The sequence below is a fragment of the Lentzea sp. NPDC005914 genome (genome assembly GCF_040629405.1).
In the GTDB taxonomy this organism is placed as follows: Bacteria; Actinomycetota; Actinomycetes; order Mycobacteriales; family Pseudonocardiaceae; genus Lentzea.
Window position 1 is genome coordinate 1 of record NZ_JBEXVQ010000057.1, and the last position, 21,778, is coordinate 21,778.

Genomic DNA, 21,778 nt, shown 5'->3' on the forward strand with positions numbered 1-21,778 from the left:
GGTAGATTAGAACACGTGAGCGAAACCCGACTCCTCTCCACTGACGAGCTGCTGCGCAGCATCGTCGACGAGGTGATGGAGATTCGGGTTCGCGAGAACGTGGTCATGCAGAAGATCGCTGAACTTGATCAGCGTGGGGCTGCGGCCGAATTCGGTTACAAGGATTTGGCGCAGGTGTTGCAGCACGCGGTCCGTTGGGACCGGAAGGCCGCTAAGCAATGGGTCGCGCATGCCGGGCTGCTGAATCGTGAGGTCACCCCGACCGGCAGTGAACTGGCTCCCGAACTTCCGGTCACTGCCGAGGCGGCGGCGGAGGGTGCGTTGTCGGCCGAGCACGTCAGGGTGGTCGCGGAGGTGATGGCAGCGCTGCCCGCCGAGGTCGAGCAGCTCGTGGTGGACGTGGCCCGCGAGCATGATCCCTACTCGGTGCGCAGGTTCGGCAAGGACCTGGCCTACGGGCTGTACCAGAACGACCCGGAGCCGCGCGACGTCGAGCCCGCACCGGTCGTCAACCAGCTGATAAAGCAGTGGAAGAACGGTCAGCTCGAGATTCGCGCGTTGCTGGACGCGGTCACCAGCGCCACCTTCGAAGCGATGCTGGACCCGCTGGCCAAGCCCCGACCCGAGACCACCGTGGAAGGCCCGGACCTGCGGTCCCGCTCCGAGCGTGAGGGCGACGCCTTCGCCGAGCTGGTCAACCTGATGGTGCGGGCCGACCAGTTGCCCGAGCACGGCGGCGAGCCGGTGACCCTCACGGTGACCATGAGCTACGAGGACCTGGCCGACAAGGTCAGCCGGGGCATGTTGGACAACGGCGAGCGGATCCCGGCCAGCCAGGTCCGCCAGCTCGCGTGCAACGCGGGGATCATTCCGCTGGTGCTGGGGGACAAGTCGCAGCCGATGGACATCGGCCGCAAGACCCGCAACTTCCCCGCCGGAATCCGCAGGATCCTGGTCGCCCGAGACCGAGGCTGCGCCTTCCCCGGTTGTATGAGACCGCCGAGACAGTGCGACGCCCACCATATTCATCATTGGGCGGACGGCGGCAGCACCTCAGTGGAGAACGCGGTCTTGGTGTGTCGACATCACCACACGCTGATCCATCAAAGCGAGTGGGAAGTGAAAATGGTGCTGGGCACACCCACCTTCTACCCACCCTCCTGGCTCGACCGGGATCGCAACCCGAGACGCAACCTGCTCCACGCCGCCTAACGACCGCGCTCACCTACTAACCCAGGTGAGCGCCGATCGTGGCGATGCGAAGCGAGCCGTCCGAACTTATGCGGATCCGGTAAGCGGTCGTGACGTGCCCAGCTCGGCGATTGGGGCTTGACTTTGAGTGCAAGATGCTACCGTTGCAGGGAACGGCCGGGCTCCTTATGCCCGGCCTTTTAAGGCCGATGAAGCATCTTGCCAGAGGCTCAAAGTCAAGCCCCAATCGCAATCGTCGCGAAGCGGCGATGAATTGACCCGGCCCGGTAATGCCCACGCAAGCACGCTGGAATGCAACCGTCTCGCAGAAGGCGACCCCTCCGCTGGAACGCGACCAGCCCACGCAAGGTGACCAACGCAAGGTGGCCACCCGCAGGGTGCGTGAGCGCCGACCTGCTACACCCCGCTAACACGCCCCCGCATACGCTCACCCACCATGCGTAACGTCCTGCTCATCGCGTCCCTGGCGCTCGCAGCGGCCACCGGCCTGGCGGGCTGCGGCAGCTCGGCCCAGCCCTCGACCGCCTCGTCCGGCGCTCCGGCCTCCCCCTGCAAGGCCGACGACTTCAAGGTCTCCGGCGACTTCGGCAAGGCGCCCAAGGTCGAGATTCCCGCCTGCAAGCCCACTGACGAGCTCATCATCAAGGATCTGGTGCAGGGCACCGGCGCCGAGGTGAAGGCGGGTACGACGGCCACGGTCAACTACCAGCTCACCACGTTCTCCGACAAGAAGGTGCTCGACAGTTCCTTCGAGCGCGGGGCACCGTTCGACGTCGAGAACGTCGGACAGGCACAGGTGATCGACGGCTGGAACGAAGGCATCGTCGGGCTCAAGGAGAAGGGGCGGCGGCTGCTGATCGTTCCGCCGGCCAAGGGGTACGGCAAGGGCGGGCAGGGCATCAAGCCCAACGAGACCCTCGTCTTCGTGATCGACGGCGTGAAGGTCACCCCCGCCGCGTAACGAGCAGGACTCGACCCCCGGCAAACAAAGCGGCCGGGGGTCGTGGTCAAGATCTACGGCAGGAGCAGCAGCTTTCCGGTGGTCCGGCGCGACTGCAGGTCGGTGTGCGCCTGGGCCGCCTCCTCCAGCTTGTAGCGGCCGCCGATCCGGATGTTCAGGGTGCCGTCCACGATCGCCCCGAACAGGTCCGCGGCCCGCCACTCGAACTCGGCGCGGTCCTGCAGGTACGCGCCGGTCGACGGGCGCGTCAGGAACACCGAGCCCGCCGCGTTCAGCCGTTGCGGGTCCACCGGCGGCACCGCGCCGGACGAGGCGCCGAAGAGCGCCAGCAGACCTCGTGGCTTCAGCGAGGCCAGCGACTGGTCGAACGTGTCGCGGCCCACGCCGTCGTACACGACGTCGACCTTGTCGATCTGCGACGCGAAGTCCCCGTACCGCAGCACGACGTCGGCGCCGGCCTCCCGGGCCAGCGCTTCCTTCTCGTCGGTGGACACGGTTCCGACCACGAACGCGCCGCGCGACTTCGCCCACTGCGTCAGCAGCAGGCCGACGCCACCGGCAGCGGCGTGCACCAGCACGCGGTCGCCTTCCGCGACGGCGTGCGTCGAGTGCGTCAGGTAGTGCGCGGTGATTCCCTGCAGCAGCGCGGCCGCCGCCAGTTCCACGTCCAGGCCGTCCGGAACTCGCACGGCGGAAGCGGCCGGCACCACGACCTCGGAGGCGTAGCTGCCCAGCACGCTCATCCAGGCCACGCGGTCACCGACGGCGAACGCGGGGGAGTTCGAGACCACGACCTCGCCCGCGCCCTCGAGTCCGAGAGCGGTCGGCAACGGCAGCGGGTACTGGCCGCTGCGCTGGTACGTGTCGATGTAGTTGACGCCCGCGGCGCCGACGCGCACCAGCAGCTCGCCGTCGCCGGGCGTGGGCGACGGCACGTCGGTGTACTCCAGGACCTCCGGGCCACCGGCCGAACGCACCACCACTGCCTTGGGCATGTGTCCTCCTTGATCGACTCAACCCGGTCAACCCGGGCCGCGACGACGTTGTTCCCGCTCTCACGACGTGGGAACCGGTCACACTGATCCTGCGGTCAGTCCTCGCCGAGCGCCACGCGGCGCGCGAGCCCGAGCGGCAGCGCGCCCGACCCCGCGATCCGGTCGTGGAAGTCGCGCAACGACCCCAGCCCGGCCGCCAGGTAGTCGTCGCGGATCAGGTCGATCTCCAACGCACCGGTCAGATAGGAGGGTGCCTGTGTCGGCCACGCGCAGTACCGCTTCACCTCGCCGGCGGCGGTGCCCGGGGTCAACGCCGTGCGCGACACCATGAACGCCTCGGCCTCGGCGGGTGTCATGTCACCGCAGTGCAGCGCGGTGTCGACGATCATCCGCGCCGCGCGGAACAGCCGCGCCTCCACGTGCCCCATCAACGCCGCGCGAGACGTGTAGTACCCGACCGACCGCAGCAGCTTCTCCGCGTACAGCGCCCAGCCCTCGGAGAAGTAGGAGGTGCGGAACACCTTCCTAAGAGGATGCGACGGTCCCTGCGCCGCCACCCACGCCGAGTGCCAGTGGTGACCGGGGTAGGCCTCGTGCACCGAGATCGTCGGGATCTGCGAACGGGCGTTGGTGCGCAGACGATGCGTGACCTGTTCGTCCGTGGCACCGGCAGGAGTGAACGGCACGAAGAAGTAGCCGGCCCGTCGCGGCGTCAGCGGCGGCGGGCCGAGGTAGCTGGCGACCGACATGATCGCGCGGTGGAACAGCGGCGACGGCACCACGCGGCACTCCTCGCCCTCGGGCAGCGTCACCAGCGAGTGCTCGACCAGCGCGGCGCGGGCTCGCTGGGTCTCCGCGTCGTACTCCGCGCGCATCGCCTCCAGCGTGGGCGGGTGGTCGTCCTGCAGCGAGCTCATCACCGGACGCCAGTCGGGCGAGCCCGCCAGTTCGATCAGCTCGGCTTCCAGCGAGGCGTAGGCGTCCTGGCCGCGCTGGTGCAGCTCGGGAGCGCCGTAGCCGAGCAGTTCCTTGTCCTGCAACAGGGTCGAGTAGAGCTTGTCGCCCATCCGCCAGTCGCCGCTCGCGCGCAGGGCGAGGTCTTCCAGGAACGCCGCGTGCCGGTCGAACGCCTCGGCGGCGGGGCCGGCGGCCGCCACGAGCTGAGCGCGCAGCTCCGATGAGGACACTTCCAGCGGCAACGCGTCGAGCAGGAACGAACGGCCTGTCCGCACCTGTTCCATCGCGCGCCGCACGACCAGTTGAGACGCGAGCGACGGGTCGAGGTTCGCCTCGGCGGCCGCGAAGACCGACGGCACCTCGCGCAGTTTCGCCACCGCGGAGGCGACGAGCTCGTCCTCGGGCAGCAGCCGGTGCAGGAACGGCGAGAGCAGTCCGAAGAAGACCATCCCCGAGTACTCGTGCGGGTCTCGCCGCCACGACGGCCACGTTTCCATCGCCGACGCGCCGCGCAGCACCGAGAGCGCCAGATCGCGGTCCACCGAGCGGGGCAACGGTTCCAGCCGCGCCAGCCACCCGCTGCGGTCCCTGGCCCGCTGCTCGAACGCCGAGGCGGAGAAGTCCCCGAACGTCGAGTAGTGATCGAGTGAGCCGACCTGCGCCGCGTGGGCGGGGTGATGGTCGAAGTACCACGAGAGGAACGACGTCAGCGTGTCGGTGGTCACCCGACCGAACGTACTCGCTGGTTTTACAGTGTGGGGGTGTCTGATCAAACCACGCAGAAGCGCATCGCAGAGTTCGTGAAGGCCCACGGCAAGCCCGGCACGGCGGTCAGGGCCGTCGTCGAGCCGATCGGCCGCTCCGGCGCGCGGATCGTGCTGGTCGGTGCGGACGGTGCCATGGGCGACGTGATCGCCAAGGACGTCGAGGCCGCCACCAAGGCCGTCGACGCCGTCGACAACGTCGAGCAGGCCGAATGGGACCGCGAGACCATCGCGTCCACCAAGATCGGCCCCGCGCACCGCCGCAAGATGGCCAAGATGCAGTCGTGAAGGTCGTGCTCGCGTCCTGCGCCGCGTTGCCCGAGGGTGACGGCGACGAGGACGGGCTGGTCGAGGTGCTGCTGCGCGACGGCGTGGACGTCGTGTGGCAGCCCTGGGGCGAGGCCGTCGACGCCGACCTCGTGGTGCTGCGCACGACCTGGGACTACCCCGAGCGCCTCGACGAGTTCCTGGCGTGGTGCGAGAGCGTTCCCGCGCTGGTGAACCCGCTGCCGGTGGTCCGCTGGAACACCGACAAGTCCTATCTGGTCGAACTGGCGGCGCGGGGCGTCGCCGTCGTTCCCACCGCCGTCGTCGAGCCGGGGGAGAACCCGGACTTCCCCGGCGGTGAGTTCGTGGTGAAACCGGCGATCGGCGCGGGTTCCCGCGGTGCCGGTCGCTTCACCGACCACGCCGAGGCACGTGCGCACCTGGAGGCTCTGGGCGTTCGGGCTCTCGTGCAGCCCTACCAGTCCAGTGTGGACGCTCACGGCGAGACCGCGATGGTGTTCTTCGAGGGCGAGTACTCCCACTCGTTCCACAAAGGACCGATGCTGGCGCAGGGCCTCGCCGAGTCGGAGTCCGGGCTGTACGTCGAGGAGAAGCTGCGCGGCATCGAGCCGACGGAGCGTCAGATCGAGCTGGCCGACCAGGCGCTCGACGTCGCCGCCGAGCTGCTCTCGTTGTCGCGCAAGGACTTCCTCTACGCACGGGTCGACGTGGTCGAGGGTGAGAATGGCGAACCGCTGCTGCTGGAGCTCGAGCTCACCGAGCCGTCGCTCGGCCTCAAGCACACCAGCGAAGACGCCGCATCTCGTTTGAGTGCGGCAATCCGGCGAACCGCGTCTCGTTAAGACCACTTCCCGGAAATCGGGGCTAGCTTCGGGAAAGCGTTTTCCCAACCCCCCGAGTTCCAGGAGGAACCGTGCTGTCAGCGGCAACCGCGCTCACCGGAGTGGCCCTCGCGATGGCGGGCGCGGCGGCGCCCCCGTACGCGGGCAACCTCGGCACCACGACGTACCAGGGCTTCGCGACCTTCACCGACGACTACAAGCCCGACTTCAACGTCGTCGCGTGCCCGAAGAGCGACCACCTGCCCAAGCTCCCCAAGCAGTTCATCACCGGGCTCAACCGGCCCCAGTTCGGCAAGGGCGACAAGAGCCCGAACTGCGGCGTCACGATCGAGGTCACCGGCCCCAAGGGCAAGTTCAAGGTGCTGATCGTCGACGTCGCCGAGGGCCCGAAGTCCGGCGACCTCAACCTGGACCGCGCCGGGTTCGCCAAGATCGCCAAGATCGACGACGGCCGCGTCAAGGTGAGCTGGAAAGTCGCTGCCCCGTGAGGCTGTGACTCGTTACGGTCGGGTGCATGAGCACCGCGACCGTCAACGGAATCACCATCGGCTACGACGACGAAGGCACCGGCGACGACGTGCTCGTCCTCGTGCACGGCCACCCGTTCGACCGCTCGATGTGGCGGCCGCAGGTGGAGCACTTCAGCGCCGCCGGCTGGCGCGTGATCGCCGCCGATCTGCGCGGCTACGGCGACACCACGGTCGTTCCCGGCGTCACGCCGCTGTCGGCGTTCGCCGGGGACGTCGCGGCGCTGCTGGACCACCTCGGGATCGGGAAGGTCGTGCTCGGCGGCCTGTCGATGGGCGGGCAGATCGTGCTGGAGTTCCAGCGGTTGTTCGGCGAGCGCACCCGCGGCCTGATCCTCGCCGACACGTTCGCCCAGGCGGAGACCCCGCAGGGCCGCGTGAACCGCAACGACATGGCCGACCGGCTGCTGCGCGAGGGCATGTCCGGGTACGCCACCGAGGTGCTGTGGAAGATGGTGGCGCGGCACAACGCCGGGCCGGTCTCCGAGCACGTGTCGCGGATGATGCACAACGCCCCGGCGGAAGGTGCGGCGGCGGCGCTGCGGGGCCGCGCGGAACGGCCCGACTACACCGAGCTGCTCGGCACGATCACCGTGCCGACGCTCGTCGTGGTCGGCAGTGACGATGAATACACCCCGGTGCCGGATGCGGAGTACATGCACGAACGCGTCCCGGGTTCGACGCTGGTCGTGGTCGACGGTGCCGCCCACATGCCGAACCTGGAACGCGCCGAGGTGTTCAACAAGGCGGTCGGGGAACTGCTAGCGCAGGCCTGACCCGATGCCCGTGAGCCCGCGGACCTCCATCTCCGACTGCTTGGCGGGGTCCGCGGGTTCCTTGCTGAGGATCGTGCCCAGGAATCCGGCCAGGAACGACAGCGGGATCGACACGATTCCGGGGTTCGAGAGCGGGAAGAACGCGAAGTCGGCGTCCGGGAAGACGGACGACTTCGACCCGGAGATGGCGGGGGAGAACACGATGAGCAGCACGCAGGACGTGAGGCCGCCGTAGATGCTCCACAACGTGCCGCGCGTGTTGAACCGCTTCCAGAACATCGAGTAGAGCAACGTCGGCAGGTTCGCGGACGCGGCGAGAGCAAAAGCGAGCGCGACCAGGAAGGCGACGTTCTGACCGTTGGCCGCGATGCCGCCGACAATCGCGAGCACGCCGACGCAGACAGCGGTGAGACGGGCCACGCGGACCTCGTCGCGCGGGTCGGCCTCACCGTGCTTGATGACGTTCGCGTAAACGTCGTGCGCGAACGAGGCGGAAGCCGTGAGGGTCAGCCCGGCGACCACGGCGAGGATCGTGGCGAACGCCACCGCGCAGACGATGCCGAGCAGAACCGTGCCACCGATCTGGAACGCCAGCAGCGGCGCCGCGGAGTTCTCGCCACCGGGAGCGCCGGTGATCTTGTCGGTGCCGACCAGGGCCATCGCGCCGAAGCCGATGACCAGCGTGCACGAGTAGAAGATCGCCATCATCCAGGTGGCCCAGACGACGGACTTACGGGCTTCCTTGGCGTTGGGCACCGTGTAGAAGCGCATCAGCACGTGCGGGAGCGACGCGGTGCCGAGCACCAGGGCCAGCGCGAGCGACAGGAAGTCGACCTTCGACAGGCCGCTGGCGCCGTACTTCACGCCCGGCGCCAGCACCGCCTCGCCCAGCGGCGACTTCTGCGTCGCGCGCTCGAGCATCGAGGAGAAGTCGAAGCCGAACTTGCCGATCAGGAAGATCGTCAGCAGCGACACGGACAACAGCAGCAGGACAGCCTTGATGATCTGCACCCACGTGGTGCCCTTCATGCCGCCGACCAGCACGTACAGCACCATGACGATGCCCACGACGGCGATGATGATGGCTTGGCCGATGGAGCTGTGCACGTCCAGCAGCAGCGCCATCAGACCGCCGGCGCCCGCCATCTGCGCGATCATGTAGAACAGCGAGATGACCAGCGTCGCGTTCGCCGCGGCCGCGCGGACCGGCCGCTGGCGCATGCGGAACGCCATGACGTCGCCCATGGTGAAGCGGCCGGTGTTGCGCAGCCGCTCCGAGATGAGCATCAGGCCGATCAACCAGGCGACGACCCACCCGATCGAGTACATGAAGCCGTCGTAGCCGTTCACCGCGATCGCGCCCGAGATGCCGAGGAACGACGCCGCGGAGAGGAAGTCACCCGAGAGTGCGATGCCGTTCTGGGTGCCGGTGAAGCTGCTGCCCGCGGCGTAGTAGTCCGACGCGCTCACGTTCCGCGTCGACGCGCGGTACACGATGTAAAGCGTCAGCAGCACGAAGATGCCGAAGACGGACAGGTTGATCGCGGTGTTCGCCCCGGTCACGCGAGCTCCTCATCGGTTTCGGCGAGCGCGCGGACCTTTTCGACCTGCGGGTCGAGCCTCTTCTTGGAGTAACGGGCATAGGCCATCGTGATGATGATGGTCGTGACGAACTGGAGGAATCCCATCGTCAGCCCGACGTTCACGGTTCCGAACAGCGGCGTGCTCATGAAGTCCGCGGCGTAGGCGGAAAGCAATACGAACGTGACGTACCAAGCGAGGAACAGCAACGTCGCGGGGAGAATAAAACGCGTCACCCGCCGCTTCAGCGCGAGGAAATCCTCACTCGTTTGGATGGCACCGAAATCAGGCTCACCGTCACCATTGATAAGCAATGAGTGATCAGGGTCGTCAAAGGTCGCGAATCCGGGCTGCGCCGGGCGTGACACGGAGGGCAGCGCCTTCGTCATCAACCGCTCGCATTCGTTACGGGGAGTACCCGGTGAGCGCCTGCGCACAGACTGCGACACAGGCTGCGACCGGACCGGGGGTGGAGGGCGCAAGCGTAACCACGCGTGCCAGGGAGTCAATCCCCTGAACACGCAGGACCACCCCATGAGGTGGGCTGTCACGCGCAGTGACGAGTCGTACACGCCCCAGGTCGTTGTCGCGTCACGCTCTCTGGCCTAGTATCCGCTCACACCCGATACGACTGATCTCGATATCGAGCGGCGGGTGTCTCAAGTCGCGGGGATTCACCAGGCCAGGAGGTAGCCGATAGTGGGGCACTTCGAACGCGCCTTGGGGATCATTTCGTGAATGTCGAGTGGAGAAAGATCAGCGACTGGCGCAACTGGCGCCTGCCCGTCAAGCTCGGCGTCGTGCTGCTCGTCCCCGTGGCCGTGGCGGTCGGCGCGGGCGCGTTGCAGATCTCCGGTTACGTCGACCGGTCCAACAACTACGTGCAGATGCAGGGCCTGGTGCGGCTGCGGGCAGATCTCGCGCCATTGATCTCCAGCGTCCAGCAGGAACGCACGCTCGCCGCGCAGAGCGCGACGTCCGGGTCCGGTGTCGGCGCCTACCAGAACCAGATCAGCGCCACCGACAACGCCGCCGCGACCGTCCGCCGCCGCATCGACCGCACCCCCGGCCTGAGCGAGGTCGCGCACAACCGCTTCACCGAGCTCGGCAGTCAGCTCGAGACGTTGAAGAGCGTGCGGGAGAAGGTCACGCAGGGCGGCGACGGGGGCGACCCGTCCGGCGGCACCATCGGCTACACCACCGTCGTGAAGTCCCTGCTGGACTTCGAGCAGGCGCTCATCAGCCAGTTCGGCGACGAGGCCATCGCCGGCACCGCGACGGCACTGCACTACATGGTCATCGCGCAGGAGCAGATCTCCCAGCAGCACGCGATCGTCTTAGCCGGGATCGGCCGGGGCAAGCTGCTCGGCGCCGAGACCCGCTCGCTCGAGCAGTCCGACATCCGGTTGCAGGACCGCGTCAACGACTTCCAGGCCATCGGCACCACCGAGCAGCGCCGCAACTACGAGCAGACCGTCACCGGCGTCGCCGTCGCGAGCCGGACCGTGCTGGTCGAACGCGCGCTCACCCAGCCCGACGGCGTCCAGGTGACGACCCGTCCCGGCCAGCCGAAGCCGCCGCCGTCGTTCGGCATCGCCGTCGACGACTGGAACAAGGCGTCCGGCACCACCGCGCGGCTCATGGACCAGGTCACCCGCCAGCTGCAGGACGAGCTCGCGAGCTCGGCCGCCGCACTGCAGGACGACACGTCCAACAAGGCGGGCGCCGCCGCGGTCATCCTGCTCGCGATGCTGCTCATCGCCGGCACGCTCGGCTTCGTCATCGGCCGCTACCTGCTGCGGTCGCTGTCGGAACTGCGGCACTCCGCGCTCGACGTGGCGCACCACCACCTCCCCGAGGTCGTCGCCGCGATCCGCGCGGACCGCAAGCCGGACACCGAGATCGAACCCGTGCCCGTGCACACCACCGAGGAGTTCGGCCAGCTGGCCCGCGCGTTCGACGCCGTGCACGAGCAGGCCATCCGTTCCGCGGTCGAGCAGTCGTCGCTGCGGTCGGGCATGAAGAACATCTTCGTCAACCTGTCGCGCCGCTCGCAGGGCCTCGTCGAGCGCCAGCTCAAGCTCATGGAGGAGCTCGAGCGCCACGAGGAGAACCCCGAGCAGCTCGCCAACCTGTTCAAGCTCGACCACCTCGCGACGCGCATGCGCCGCAACAACGAGAACCTGATGGTGCTGTCCGGCACCGACGTCGCGCGCCGGTTCCACCAGCCCGTCCCGCTGGCGGACGTGCTGCGCGCCGCGGCGTCGGAGATCGAGCACTACCAGCGCGTCGTGGTGAAGTCGACGCCGTCGGTCGAGATCGTCGGCTACGCGGCCAGCGACCTCGTGCGCCTCGTCGCGGAGCTGCTGGACAACGCCACCGCGTTCTCCGCGCCCGCCACCCAGGTCGTGATCGGCTCGCGGGTCGACCAGCAGGGCGCGGTGCTCGTCGAGGTCGCCGACCAGGGCATCGGCATGGGCCCCGCGGAGCTCACCGAGGCCAACGAGCGACTTTCCTCTGGTACAGAAGATGATGTGCCGGTATCGCGCCAGATGGGCCTGTTCGTCGTCGGTCGCCTCGCGGCCCGCCACGGCGTCACCGTCCGCCTGCGCGGGGCGGGGGAGGGCCGTGAGGGCCTGCGCGCGTTCGTGCTCGTGCCGTCGGAGCTCGTCCGCTCGCAGGAACAGCCCGAGGCGGCCCCGCAACCGCGTCACGCCGCGCTGCCCCAGCCGAAGCCGGCCCTCAAGCAGCCGCACGTCGTCGTCAAGACCCCGAACCTGGCCCCGCCACCCGCGCCCGCCCCGGCGATCGAGCACCCGCGCGAGTCGGCCGAGTGGACGTCGTTCCGCGGCGCCGCGATCGAGGAGTCGCTGCCCCAGCGGCAGCCACGCCAGAACGGGTCGCCAGGTGAGACGCGACCCTCTCCAGTTGAGACGACTTCTTCCTGGTTCTCGGGAAGTGGCGCGCCGGACGAACCGGTCAACGGTGATCATTCGCCGGCAGCGTCCCCACCTGGGCCGTCACCCTCGGTAGCGGCGACCTGGTTCGGCAAGAAGCCCGGCGGTACTGTCTGGGAGCAACCAGGCGATCCCGCCACGGACGCCGGTGAGACCGATGCCGGGTTGCCGAAACGGGCGCCGCGTAAGAATCTGCTCCCCGACCTCGCGGAACGTCCCGAGAACGGTGCACGCCCCGCGGCGGGGCCGAAGCGTGATCCGGAGCGAGCACGGGGCTTTCTCGCCAGCTACCAGACGGGCATCCGCCAGATGCCGCTGGGCAGCAACGGGAATGGAAACGGCCAGGGGAACGGCCTGGGGAACGGGGAAAAGGCATGAGCACGCCTCAGTCGCGCCAGGTGGACCAGTTCGGCTGGCTCATCACGAACTTCACCGATCGCGTGCCCGGTGTCGCGCACGCGATCGTGATCTCGGTGGACGGCCTGCTGCTCACCAAGTCGACAGGTCTGCCGCCGGACCGCGCCGACCAGCTGGCCGCGATCGCCGCGGGCGTCACATCGCTGACGCTGAGCGCCTCGCGTTGTTTTGAAGGCGGCGGAGTGTTGCGCACCGTGATCGAGATGGACTACGGGATCATGCTCCTCATGTCCATTCGAGACGGGTCTTGTTTGGCGGTTCTCGCCGCCCCCGACAGCGACGTCGGCCAAGTCGCCTACGAGATGACCGTGGTCGTCGACCAGGTTGGCCAGATCCTCACCCCCGAACTGCGAGCGCAGCTGCACAGCGTGAGGTGATCCATGAGTTCGGCCGCTGACGCGCACCGGCGACGCAGGCGGGCGGAAACGCCCGCGGAGCAGACGTTCGCCGACCTGATGAACGGGTTCACCCTGGACTCGGGCCGAAGGCGATCGCGCACCACGTCCGAGGTGCCCGCGCGGGAAGCGACTCCCGTTGTACCGCAAGAAGAAGTTTCGGTCCTCGAACCTCCCGTCGCGGAGGCTCAGGACTCGTCGATCGTTCGTGCATATGCCTGGACGGGTGGGCGCACACGGTCCAACATCGACCTCGAGATCGAGACACTTGTCTCCGCCAATGATCAGAGTCGGCAGTCTGCAGGTATCTTGCAGGCTGAGCACCAACGCGTTGTCGAGTTGTGCCACTCACCGCGATCCGTCGCGGAGGTGGCCGCACTGATGCGTCTCCCGCTGGGAGTCGTGAAGGTGTTGCTCGGCGACATGGCGGAACGAGGTCTGGTGGACGTGCACCAGACCGCTTCCGCGGGCGGTGACACGCCGGACCTCGGGTTGATGGAGAGAGTGCTTAGTGGACTACGTCGGCTCTAGATTTCCCGACTTCGGGCCCCCCGGGCCGCCTGGACGGGAGCTGACTTCTGCCAAGGTCGTCGTCGCCGGTGGCTTCGGCGTCGGCAAGAGCACCTTCATCAGGTCCATCGTGGAGAACGATCTCCTCACGATGACCGCGCTCCCGCCGGAACGCGCGGGTCTGGTCACCGAGCTGGTGCGCATCCAGTTCGGCCGCGTGTGGCTCGATCCGGGCCTCGCCCTGCACCTGTTCGTGGCGCCGCAGTGGCAGGACCCGCGTGCGGGCTGGAGCGACGTGGTGCGCGGAGCGGTCGGCGCGGTGGTGCTGTTCGACGTGATGCGCCCGGCGGACTCCGTGGACGCGATGCGGTACTTCGAGGACAACCGGATCCCGTACGTGCTGGCGCTGAACAACGTGCACGCGTCTGTCCGGTCGGACGTGAAGGCGATCATCCACGGGATGGGCATCGACCCCAGGGTCCCTGTCGTGAACTGCGATCCTCGCGTGCGGCTGTCGGTGCGCGAGACGCTCATCTCGCTGGCGGAACACGCGAAGCTGGACCGGTGGCGCCGCCGTCCGGGCCCGGACGAGACGACGCCGCTTGCGCCGGTCTGCTGACCGCGCCGAACGCCGCCCAGAGCACGCCGGTCCCGGCGTACGCGATGAGTCCGAAGAGCCGGAAGCCCCCGAAGCTGTCCGACATCTCCTGAGGGATCAGCCCGACCGCCGTCGCCGCCGAGTAGGCGACGGCGAGGGCCGCGAGCACCGCTCTGGCCGGGCCGCGCAGCGGGGTCGTCACCGCCAGCACCACGCAGGCGGGCGCGAGGAAGAAGAGATCGAAGGGCGGGCCGACCGCGCCGAAGGCGGCGTTCATGGTCGCGAACAGCATCATCGTGGCGCACACGACGGCCAGGGCGACGGCTGTCGCGCGCCGTCCACCGGTGATGACTCCGCGCAGGCGCCACAGGCCCGCGCTGATGAGCACCTCGGGAACCGTGCCCATCACCAGGCCCCACCGGTGCATGTCCCAGCCGAGGATCTCGTGCTCGACGTTGTACGACGTCGGGCCGTGCGCCAGCGTGAACGGCACGAAGGTGCCGGCCGCGACGATCCCGCCCGCGACGAGGGCCACGCGGGACAACTCCATGCCCGGATGTCGCCGCGAGGCGGGCACGGGTTACCGCGCCCACCCCGCGTGCCTGCCTACCCGACGTCGAGGTAGTCGAGGTTCGGCGCGCCGTTCGCGGTCGTCGCCGTCACCCGGATCTTGTTCTCGCCCGCCTGCAACGTCACCGGGATCTGGACCGCCAGATAGGTGGTCCAGGCACCGGTCCCGGCGAACGCCAGCTCGTCACGTGCGAGCGTCCCGTTGACCGACACGTCCAGGGGCCGCGACACCGTGGTCCCGTTGGCGTAGCCGAAGGACAGCGTCGCGGCGCCACCGGCGGCGGAGTTGACCGTCCACTCGACGTACGGCCCGACGGCGTTGTCCGTGTTGACGAACCCGGTCCCGGAGAAGCCGGCGTGGTTCGACTCCACGACGCCTGCGGAGATCGTCGCGGTCTCGGCCTCGTACCGCGTCATCGACCCGCTGCGCGTCACCCGGTACAGCACCGTCCCGTGTGCCGGCACCGACGCGCTGATCGTGCCGGAGACCGTCCGCACCTGCTTCGACCACAGGTCCTTCAGCGTGTAGGAGGACCCGCCGCCGAGGCCGATCGCCGACGCCGTGGTCGAGATCGTCTGCGTCGACGTCGTCTCGTTGGACAGCGCCACCGCCCTGTCACCGTTCGCGAGCACCTTCGAGTAGACGACCTTGCCCGAAGACGACGACACCACGGTTCCCTGACGCCCCAACGAGTCCTGGTCGACCGCGATCACGTCGCGGTTCTCCAGGATCGCGAACGTGTCCTCGTTGACCTTGCGCAGGTCCGAGCCGATCAGCAGCGGCGCCGCCATGATCGCCCACAGCGAGAAGTGCGTGCGGTACTCGGTCGCGGTCATGCCGCCGTTGCCGACCTCCAGCATGTCCGGGTCGTTCCAGTGGCCCGGCCCGGCGTACTGGGCCAGCACCCGGTTCGCCTGCGCCTTGCCGATCATCGACGACCAGTTGTCGGAGATGTCACCGGTGGTGCGCCACAGGTTCCCGACCGGCTCGCCCCACGTCCACACCTTCGGATCGGTCCGGCCCCACTCGCAGATCGAGTACACGATCGGACGGCCGGTGCGCGCCAGCGCGTCCCGCATCGCCTTGTACCGCTGCTGCGCGTCGACACCCTGGTTGTTGCAGTTGTCGTACTTCAGGTAGTCGATGCCCCACGACGCGAAGAGGTTCGCGTCCTGCTGCTCGTGGTTGAGACCGCCGGGGAAGCCCGCCGTGTTGCAGGTCTTGGTGCCCGCGGAGGTGTAGATGCCGATCTTCAGGCCCTTGGAGTGGATGTAGTCCGCGACCGCCTTGATGCCGTTGGGGAAGCGCACCGGGTCGGGCACGAGGTTGCCGGACGAGTCACGCGACGTCTTGGCCCAGCAGTCGTCCAGGTTCACGTACTGGTAGCCCGCGTCCTTCAGGCCGCGCGAGACGAAGATGTCCGCGATGCCCTTCACCATGGCCTCGTTGAAGTCCGCGCGGCACCCGGTGCTGTTCCAGTTGTTGAAGCCCATCGGGGGAGTGCGCGCCAGGCCGTTCTCCAACGCCATCGCGGGCGCGGAAGGCATCAGGCCGACGACGAGGACTGCTGCTAACAACGCTCTGCGGAACATGATCAGCCAACTCCCTGCAGCTGTTCGTTCATGATCAGGAACGCGCCGAGGCCGTGGAAGTCGTTGGTGGCCCGGTCACGTGCGATGTAGTAGGCGTAGTCGCCCACGTTCGTGCCGATGGAGATGTCACGGATCTCCGTGCGGCCAGAGGAGTTCACGGACGTCTTCGCCAGCACGCCCGCGTACCCGCGAGCCGCCGCGTCCTTGAACGACGGATCGAGGTAGCCGCGCTCGACACCCTTCGAGAAGACGTAGGTGAACATCATCGAGCAGGACGTCTCGGTCCAGTTGTCGGACCGGGAACCCTTGTCCACCACCTGGAACCAGCGTCCGGACGAGTCCTGGAACGACCGCACGCCGGCCGCGTACTCACGCAGGTCGGTGATCATCCGGGCGCGTCGCGGGTGGTTCGCCGGCAGCTTCTCCAGCACGTCGATCGACGCCATGCCCCACCAGCCCATGGCGCGGCACCAGTACTCAGGCGCGAGGCCGGTCGTCTTGTCGGCCCACGGCTGCGACTTCGACTCGTCCCAGGCGTGCTTGAGAATCCCGTTGGGCTGCTGGAGATGCGACGCGTAGACGTTGATCTGCTTCGCGGCTTCCTCATTCGCGTAGGCGGAATCCCCGAACTCCTCACCGAACTCGGCGAGGAACGGGTTCAGCATGAACACCCCGTCCGCCCACAGCTGGTTGTGCCGCGACTCGGACGTCGAGTGCCAGAACCCGCCGTCGGACGTGCGCGGGTACGTGTTCAGCCGCGTGCGGATCTTGCGCGCCGCCTTCTCGTACTTCGCGGCGCCGGTCTCGCGGTGCAGGATCACCAGCAACCGCCCCGAGAGCATGCTGTCGAGGTTGTTGAAGCTCTGCGAGATGTTCCCGGACGAGTCGACGAACCTGTCCACCCACGCCCTGATGTACGCGAGGTACCGCGGATCGTGCGTGCGCTGGTACACGAGGTACTGCCCGTACAGGTAAAGCCCGGTCTGATAGCCCCAGCCGCCCAGCTGCGCGGGAGTTTTGGCGGCCATCGTCGACTCGACCACCGCCACCGACCAGTCGAACCCGCTCGATCCGACGGTCAGCGAGTCGAGGTTCGGGCCGCCGTTCGCGGTCGTGGCCGTCGCGCGCACCTTCGCCCCGCCCGCGGGCAGGGAGACGGACACCTGCTGCGTGCGCCACGTCGTCCACGCGCCGGTGCCGGGGAACGACACCGTGACCGCGGGTCCGCCGTCGACCGAGATGGCCAGCGGACGGTCCACTGAGGTGCCGTTCGCGTACCGGAAGGTCACCGGGCCGTCTGAGGTCACCGTGAACTCGACGTAGGAGCCCGCGACGTTGTCATAGTTGACAAAACCGGACCCGGTGAAGCCGGCGTGGTTCGACTCCACCACGCCGCGCGAGATCACCGCCGACTCTGCTTCGTACTGAGGTACGGCCGCCTGAGCGGTCGCCGGCGCCAAGCCCGCGACCAACACCAGGGCGACCACGGATCTGAGGATGCGCAACGCACACCAGCCCTTCACGAGGGGGCGGCGGCGCACCAAGTGTCAACTCATTGACCTCGAATGACAAGAAGGTCATTGACAAGATCGCTACGATGATTTCAGTGTTGACCGAAAGGAATCACTGGAGATGAGCGTCGGCAGGGAGACCAGGCTTTCGGCCTGGATCGAGCGGTTCGCGGCCCACTTCGCCGAGGAGGGCATTCCGCTGATCGGCGGCCGCATCCTCGGCTACCTCCTGATCTGCCAGCCGGTCGAGCGCACCGCCGCCGAGCTGTCCCAGGAGCTCGAGGCCAGCAGCGGTTCGATCAGCACGAACCTGAAGTACCTGGTCAACGTCGGCCTGGTGACCAAGCGGACCCGCCGCGGCCGCCAAGCCGCCGAGTACCGGATCAACGAGAAGGCCTGGACGGACTTCATCCAGCGCAAGCTGAACGCGATCGCGAGCGTCCAGACGTTGACCGACGACGGCATGCGGTTGCTCAGCGGCGACCCGGAACGCGCGATGCGGCTGCGGACGGTTGACCATCTTTACGGTTGGCTCTCAGAGGAACTACCCGCTTTGTGGGAGCGCAGGCCCGCGTCACCGAAGTAGCGTGGTGCCATGTGGCACCCGTATCGCGATGACATCGAGTACTACGAGGAGCGAGCCAGAGGGCTGCTCGCATCCGCGTGGGACGGCGTGCCCGGCGCGCTCGAGGTCTTCGACGACGTGCCGCTGACGGACGAGGGCGCGCACACCGTGCTCGCCCTCGCCCACGGGTGCGAGAGCTGGAAAGCCCTGCAGATGAACATCCGCAGGCCGAGACCGTTCGCTCGCGCGTACCAGGCCATCGAGATGCAGCACCCCGATGAGCTCAAGGCGATCATCACGCGCGACCCGTGGCTGGTGAAGGCCAGTGGTACCAACGGGAACGACCTGCTCGGGCTGTCCGCGGCCAAGTGCGACGAACGGCTGGTCGAGGTGCTGCTGGGCGAGGGCGCCGACATCAACCACCAGAACGTCCACGGCTGGACCGCGTTGCACCAGGCGGCGTACGCGAACCTCCCGCACCTGGCCCAACTTCTGCTCGACCGCGGCGCCCGCACCGACCTCGAGGCACGTGGCGAGGGCGGCACCCCGCTGACCGTCGCGTTGTTCTGGGGCAACAGGGAGGTCGCGGAACTGCTGGGAGTCCACCCGCCGAACCTGCGCACCGCGGCGGGGCTCGGCAACCTCGACCTGGCCACCGAACCGGAGGCCAAGCGCGGCTATTACCGGCCGCACAGCGGTTTCCCGCGCTGGTGGCCGACCGACGACCCGCAGGAAGTGCTCGACGAGGCGCTGTCGTGGGCCGCCCGCAACGACCGCGTCGAGGTGTTCGGCGACCTGCTCAAGCGCGGCGCCAGGATCGACGCGGACGTCTACCGCGGCACGGCGCTGGCGTGGGCGGCGTGGTGCGGCCTGGAGAACGCGACCAGGGCACTGCTGGACCTGGGCGCGAATCCCAACCAGCGCACGGATTTCGGCGGCCCGATGCACGGCGAGGGCGTGACGGCGCTGCACCTCGCGGCCGAGCGCGGCCACCTGGAGATCATCCGGATCCTGCTCGACGCGGGCGCGGACAGGACCATCACGGACTCGAACTACGACTCGACGCCGGCGAACTGGGCCGGGCACAACTCCCAGCGCGACGCTCAGGCCTTGCTGAGCGCCTGATCCTCGGCGGGAACGGCGACCTCGACGGTCCGCTCGCGGCTTGAGGTCCAGAGTGTCGCCGTGGCAACGACGACCGCGCCCGCGCCCAGCACGTGCAGCGACACGAGCACCTCGGGCACGCCGGTGAAGTACTGGACCATGCCCAGCGCGCCCTGGGCGACGACCACGCCGACCAGCGTCCAGTAGGCGCGGTTGCGGACGAAGAAGCCCATCGCGATCAGCATGCCCAGGAACAGGAACAGCAGGTCCGCGTGCAGTTGCGCGAGCGTCGCCACCTTGATGCCGAGACGCGGCGTCGCGGAGTCACCCGCGTGCGGGCCGGCCGCCGTGACGAACGTGCCCGCGATCAGCAGCAGGTACATCACGACCGCCATGACGACCTGAAGTCCGCGTGCTCCAACGGGAACGAGCCAGCGCGTCGGCCCGTCACCCTCGCTCAGCGAACGCAGCAGCAGCACGGCGAACCACACCAGCACCATCGAGACCATGAAGTGGACGGACACGCTCCACCACACCAGTCCGAGGCGGACCGTCGCGCCACCGATCACGGCCTGTGCGAGCACACCACCGACCTGGACGGCGGCCAGCACGATGACCCGCTTGCGGCGCGGCTTGTTCAGCCACGCGGCGATGAGGCACAGGCCGGTGATGATGCCGATGACGCCGAACAGCGTCCGGTTGCCGAACTCGACCCACTGGTGCAGGGCGGCGACGTCCGGGTGCTCGACGGGGACGATGCTGCCCTCGACGCACTCCGGCCACGTCGGGCAGCCGAGCCCTGAGCCGGTGACGCGCACGATCGACCCGGTGACCGCGATACCGCCCTGCGCGATGATGGCGGCAATCGCAAGGGCGCGTTGCAACGGAACGATGAATGCGGTCAATCGGGACACGCGAACGATGGTATGCCCGGTCAGGTCAGGCGAGTCGTCCGGGTCGCCAGTGCCCCGGCGGCAACACCCCAGGCCACGAGCACTGCGACCGGGCCCACACCCGGCGCGGTGCCGTGCACCACAGCGGTTTCCAGCGCCTCGGCCAGCGCGGCGGACGGCAGCAGGTGCACGAACCCGACCGGCACGCTCAACGCCACGCCGCCGACCATCAGCAGCACGAACCAGATGATGTTCGCGAGCGCCAGCACGATCTCCGCGCGCAGAGCCCCGCCCAGCAGCACACCCAGCGCACCGAACGTCAGCGTGCCCAGGACGATCAGCAGCACCACCCACGGCAGCCCCGCGAGTGGAAAGCGCCAGCCCAGGATCAACGCCGTGACCGCCAGCAACGCGACCTGGATCGCCGCGACGACCAGCGCCCCGCAGATCCGTCCGATGACCAGCAGCCAGCGGGGCAACGCCGACGCGGCCAGCCGCTTCAGCACGCCGTAACGCCGGTCGAACCCGAGAGCGATCGCCTGCCCGGTGAACGCCGAGGAGATGATCGCCAGCGCGAAGATCCGCGCGGTCGCCGAACCCACGCGGGGCTCGGGCATCGGGATCACCGACATCAACGACAGCGCGATCAGCAACGCCAGCGGGATGATCACCGTCAGCAGGATCTGCTCGCCGTTGCGCAACGTCAGCATCGCCTCGGTGCGGGCGTGCGCGAACAGCATCTTCGGCAGCGATCCGCGGCCGGGCGCGGGCGTGAACGTGCCGGGAGCGAAGGTGGTCACGAACGCAGCTCCCTGCCGGTCAGCTCCAGGAAAACGTCTTCGAGGCTGCGCTTGGCCACCGTCAGTTCCTCGGCCAGCACACCCTGCTGCGCGCACCACGACGTGACGGTCGACACGACCTGGGGATCGATCAGACCCTCCACGACGTACTGGCCCCGCGTCGCCTCGCGCACCTTCAGCCCCTCGGGCAGTGCGGCGGACAGCAACGACGTGTCGAGCCCCGGCCGGGCGCGGAACCGCAGCTGCTGGTCGTCCGCGCGGTTCGCGGTCAGCTCGGCGGGCGTGCCCTGCGCGACCACGCGACCCTGGTCGATGATCACGACCTGGTTGGCCAGCGCCTCGGCCTCGTCCATGAGGTGCGTCGTCAGCAGCACGGTCACGCCGTCGTCGCGAAGCGCGCCCACGAGGTCCCACACCAGATGGCGCGCCTGCGGGTCCATCCCCGCGGTCGGCTCGTCCAGGAACACCAGCTCGGGACGGCCGATCAACGCGCACGCCAGCGACAACCGCTGCTGCTGCCCGCCGGAGAGCCTCTTGTACGGGGTGCGCACGACTCCGGAGAGCCCGAGCACCTCGATCAGCCACTGCGGATCCAACGGATGGGCCGCGCACGCCGCCACGAGGTTCAGCATCTCCTCGGCACGGATGCCGGGATACCCGCCACCGCCCTGCGGCATCACGCCGATGCGCGGACGCAGAGCCTCGTCTCCCGGCACGAGGCCGAGCACGCGGACGGTGCCGTCGTCGGCCGGGCGGAAGCCCTCGCAGATCTCGACGGTCGTCGTCTTGCCCGCGCCGTTGGGCCCGAGCAGGGCGAGGACGGTGCCGGGCTGCGCGACGAGGTCGAGGCCGTCGACGGCGGTCTTCGAGCCGTACCTCTTGACCAGCCCCGAGACTTCCACCGCAGGCTGGGGATTCGGGCTCACGAACGGTCAGCCTAGGCGGTCGGGACAGTCCGCCCG

22 protein-coding genes are annotated in these 21,778 nt (G+C 68.5%); 12 read left to right on the top strand and 10 right to left on the bottom strand.

Features of this window, described 5'->3' with window-relative positions:
* On the top strand, positions 1-1,212 hold a 1,212-nt coding region (locus tag ABZ345_RS44715; RefSeq protein WP_359861402.1), incomplete at its 5' end, for a DUF222 domain-containing protein.
* A 436-nt stretch (positions 1,213-1,648) separates the two neighbouring features.
* Positions 1,649-2,173, top strand: coding sequence for an FKBP-type peptidyl-prolyl cis-trans isomerase (locus ABZ345_RS44720; protein ID WP_359861404.1), 525 nt, complete (start codon positions 1,649-1,651; stop codon positions 2,171-2,173).
* Between the two features lie 53 nt (positions 2,174-2,226).
* Here the strand turns inward: ABZ345_RS44720 and ABZ345_RS44725 are convergent, their stop codons facing one another.
* Both ABZ345_RS44725 and ABZ345_RS44730 read right to left on the bottom strand, forming a co-directional pair.
* Positions 2,227-3,168, bottom strand: a complete 942-nt coding sequence (locus ABZ345_RS44725; RefSeq protein WP_359861406.1) for a quinone oxidoreductase — start codon at positions 3,166-3,168, stop codon at positions 2,227-2,229.
* A 95-nt stretch (positions 3,169-3,263) separates the two neighbouring features.
* Complete coding sequence (locus tag ABZ345_RS44730) at positions 3,264-4,850, bottom strand: DUF885 domain-containing protein (protein WP_359861407.1); 1,587 nt, start codon at positions 4,848-4,850, stop codon at positions 3,264-3,266.
* 36 nt (positions 4,851-4,886) lie between these two features.
* Between ABZ345_RS44730 and ABZ345_RS44735 the strand changes: the two genes are divergently transcribed.
* The 4 genes from ABZ345_RS44735 to ABZ345_RS44750 all read left to right on the top strand — a co-directional run bounded on the left by ABZ345_RS44735 (position 4,887) and on the right by ABZ345_RS44750 (position 7,322).
* Positions 4,887-5,177 (top strand): hypothetical protein, encoded by a 291-nt coding sequence (locus ABZ345_RS44735; RefSeq protein ID WP_359861408.1) that lies wholly within the window; start codon positions 4,887-4,889, stop codon positions 5,175-5,177.
* Entirely contained in the window at positions 5,174-6,019 is an 846-nt protein-coding gene (locus ABZ345_RS44740) for a hypothetical protein (RefSeq protein ID WP_359861409.1), read from the top strand. Before ABZ345_RS44735 ends, ABZ345_RS44740 begins: the two co-directional genes overlap by 4 nt.
* A 71-nt stretch (positions 6,020-6,090) precedes the next feature.
* Positions 6,091-6,507 carry a hypothetical protein gene (locus ABZ345_RS44745; protein ID WP_359861411.1) on the top strand — a complete coding sequence of 139 codons (417 nt, stop codon included), beginning with the start codon at positions 6,091-6,093 and terminating at the stop codon, positions 6,505-6,507.
* Positions 6,508-6,533: 26 nt separating this feature from the next.
* Positions 6,534-7,322 (top strand): alpha/beta hydrolase, encoded by a 789-nt coding sequence (locus ABZ345_RS44750; protein ID WP_359861413.1) that lies wholly within the window; start codon positions 6,534-6,536, stop codon positions 7,320-7,322.
* Here ABZ345_RS44750 and ABZ345_RS44755 read toward each other — a convergent pair.
* Together ABZ345_RS44755 and ABZ345_RS44760 are read right to left on the bottom strand one after the other, a co-directional pair.
* Positions 7,308-8,885 carry a cation acetate symporter gene (locus tag ABZ345_RS44755; protein WP_359861415.1) on the bottom strand — a complete coding sequence of 526 codons (1,578 nt, stop codon included), beginning with the start codon at positions 8,883-8,885 and terminating at the stop codon, positions 7,308-7,310. The genes ABZ345_RS44750 and ABZ345_RS44755 overlap by 15 nt on opposite strands.
* A complete protein-coding gene (locus tag ABZ345_RS44760; protein ID WP_359861417.1) occupies positions 8,882-9,292 on the bottom strand; it encodes a DUF485 domain-containing protein in 411 nt (136 codons plus the stop codon). The genes ABZ345_RS44755 and ABZ345_RS44760 overlap by 4 nt, the downstream gene beginning before the upstream one ends.
* A gap of 345 nt (positions 9,293-9,637) precedes the next feature.
* Here ABZ345_RS44760 and ABZ345_RS44765 point away from each other — a divergent pair, with 345 nt between their 5' ends.
* From ABZ345_RS44765 to ABZ345_RS44780, 4 genes are all read left to right on the top strand, one after another.
* Entirely contained in the window at positions 9,638-12,238 is a 2,601-nt protein-coding gene (locus tag ABZ345_RS44765) for a nitrate- and nitrite sensing domain-containing protein (RefSeq protein WP_359861419.1), read from the top strand.
* Positions 12,235-12,654 (top strand): roadblock/LC7 domain-containing protein, encoded by a 420-nt coding sequence (locus tag ABZ345_RS44770; RefSeq protein ID WP_359861421.1) that lies wholly within the window; start codon positions 12,235-12,237, stop codon positions 12,652-12,654. The genes ABZ345_RS44765 and ABZ345_RS44770 overlap by 4 nt, the downstream gene beginning before the upstream one ends.
* Before the next feature lie 78 nt (positions 12,655-12,732).
* A complete protein-coding gene (locus tag ABZ345_RS44775; RefSeq protein WP_359861474.1) occupies positions 12,733-13,203 on the top strand; it encodes a DUF742 domain-containing protein in 471 nt (156 codons plus the stop codon).
* Positions 13,184-13,801: an ATP-binding protein gene (locus ABZ345_RS44780; protein ID WP_359861423.1), complete on the top strand. Its 618-nt coding sequence runs from the start codon at positions 13,184-13,186 to the stop codon at positions 13,799-13,801. Before ABZ345_RS44775 ends, ABZ345_RS44780 begins: the two co-directional genes overlap by 20 nt.
* Here the strand turns inward: ABZ345_RS44780 and ABZ345_RS44785 are convergent.
* From ABZ345_RS44785 to ABZ345_RS44795, 3 genes are read right to left on the bottom strand one after another with little or no spacing between them, the layout of a single operon-like run.
* The gene (locus ABZ345_RS44785) at positions 13,713-14,330 is read right to left on the bottom strand and encodes a hypothetical protein (RefSeq protein WP_359861425.1); all 618 of its coding nucleotides are present in this window, start codon (positions 14,328-14,330) and stop codon (positions 13,713-13,715) included. The genes ABZ345_RS44780 and ABZ345_RS44785 overlap by 89 nt on opposite strands.
* A gap of 56 nt (positions 14,331-14,386) precedes the next feature.
* A complete protein-coding gene (locus ABZ345_RS44790) occupies positions 14,387-15,943 on the bottom strand; it encodes a CBM35 domain-containing protein (RefSeq protein WP_359861427.1) in 1,557 nt (518 codons plus the stop codon).
* Positions 15,944-15,945: 2 nt separating this feature from the next.
* On the bottom strand, positions 15,946-17,430 hold the full coding sequence (locus tag ABZ345_RS44795) for a glycoside hydrolase family 88 protein (protein ID WP_359861429.1): 1,485 nt from the start codon (positions 17,428-17,430) through the stop codon (positions 15,946-15,948).
* 145 nt (positions 17,431-17,575) lie between these two features.
* On the opposite strand from ABZ345_RS44795, the gene ABZ345_RS44800 reads away from it, so the two are divergent.
* Both ABZ345_RS44800 and ABZ345_RS44805 read left to right on the top strand, forming a co-directional pair.
* Positions 17,576-18,040 carry a transcriptional regulator gene (locus tag ABZ345_RS44800; RefSeq protein WP_359861431.1) on the top strand — a complete coding sequence of 155 codons (465 nt, stop codon included), beginning with the start codon at positions 17,576-17,578 and terminating at the stop codon, positions 18,038-18,040.
* A gap of 9 nt (positions 18,041-18,049) precedes the next feature.
* Positions 18,050-19,144 carry an ankyrin repeat domain-containing protein gene (locus tag ABZ345_RS44805; protein WP_359861433.1) on the top strand — a complete coding sequence of 365 codons (1,095 nt, stop codon included), beginning with the start codon at positions 18,050-18,052 and terminating at the stop codon, positions 19,142-19,144.
* Here ABZ345_RS44805 and ABZ345_RS44810 read toward each other — a convergent pair.
* From ABZ345_RS44810 to ABZ345_RS44820, 3 genes are read right to left on the bottom strand one after another with little or no spacing between them, the layout of a single operon-like run.
* Positions 19,123-20,037 (bottom strand): COX15/CtaA family protein, encoded by a 915-nt coding sequence (locus tag ABZ345_RS44810; RefSeq protein ID WP_359861434.1) that lies wholly within the window; start codon positions 20,035-20,037, stop codon positions 19,123-19,125. The genes ABZ345_RS44805 and ABZ345_RS44810 overlap by 22 nt on opposite strands.
* A 20-nt stretch (positions 20,038-20,057) precedes the next feature.
* Positions 20,058-20,756 (bottom strand): ABC transporter permease, encoded by a 699-nt coding sequence (locus ABZ345_RS44815; protein WP_359861476.1) that lies wholly within the window; start codon positions 20,754-20,756, stop codon positions 20,058-20,060.
* 56 nt (positions 20,757-20,812) lie between these two features.
* A complete protein-coding gene (locus ABZ345_RS44820) occupies positions 20,813-21,742 on the bottom strand; it encodes an ABC transporter ATP-binding protein (protein WP_359861436.1) in 930 nt (309 codons plus the stop codon).
* Positions 21,743-21,778 lie beyond the last annotated feature (36 nt).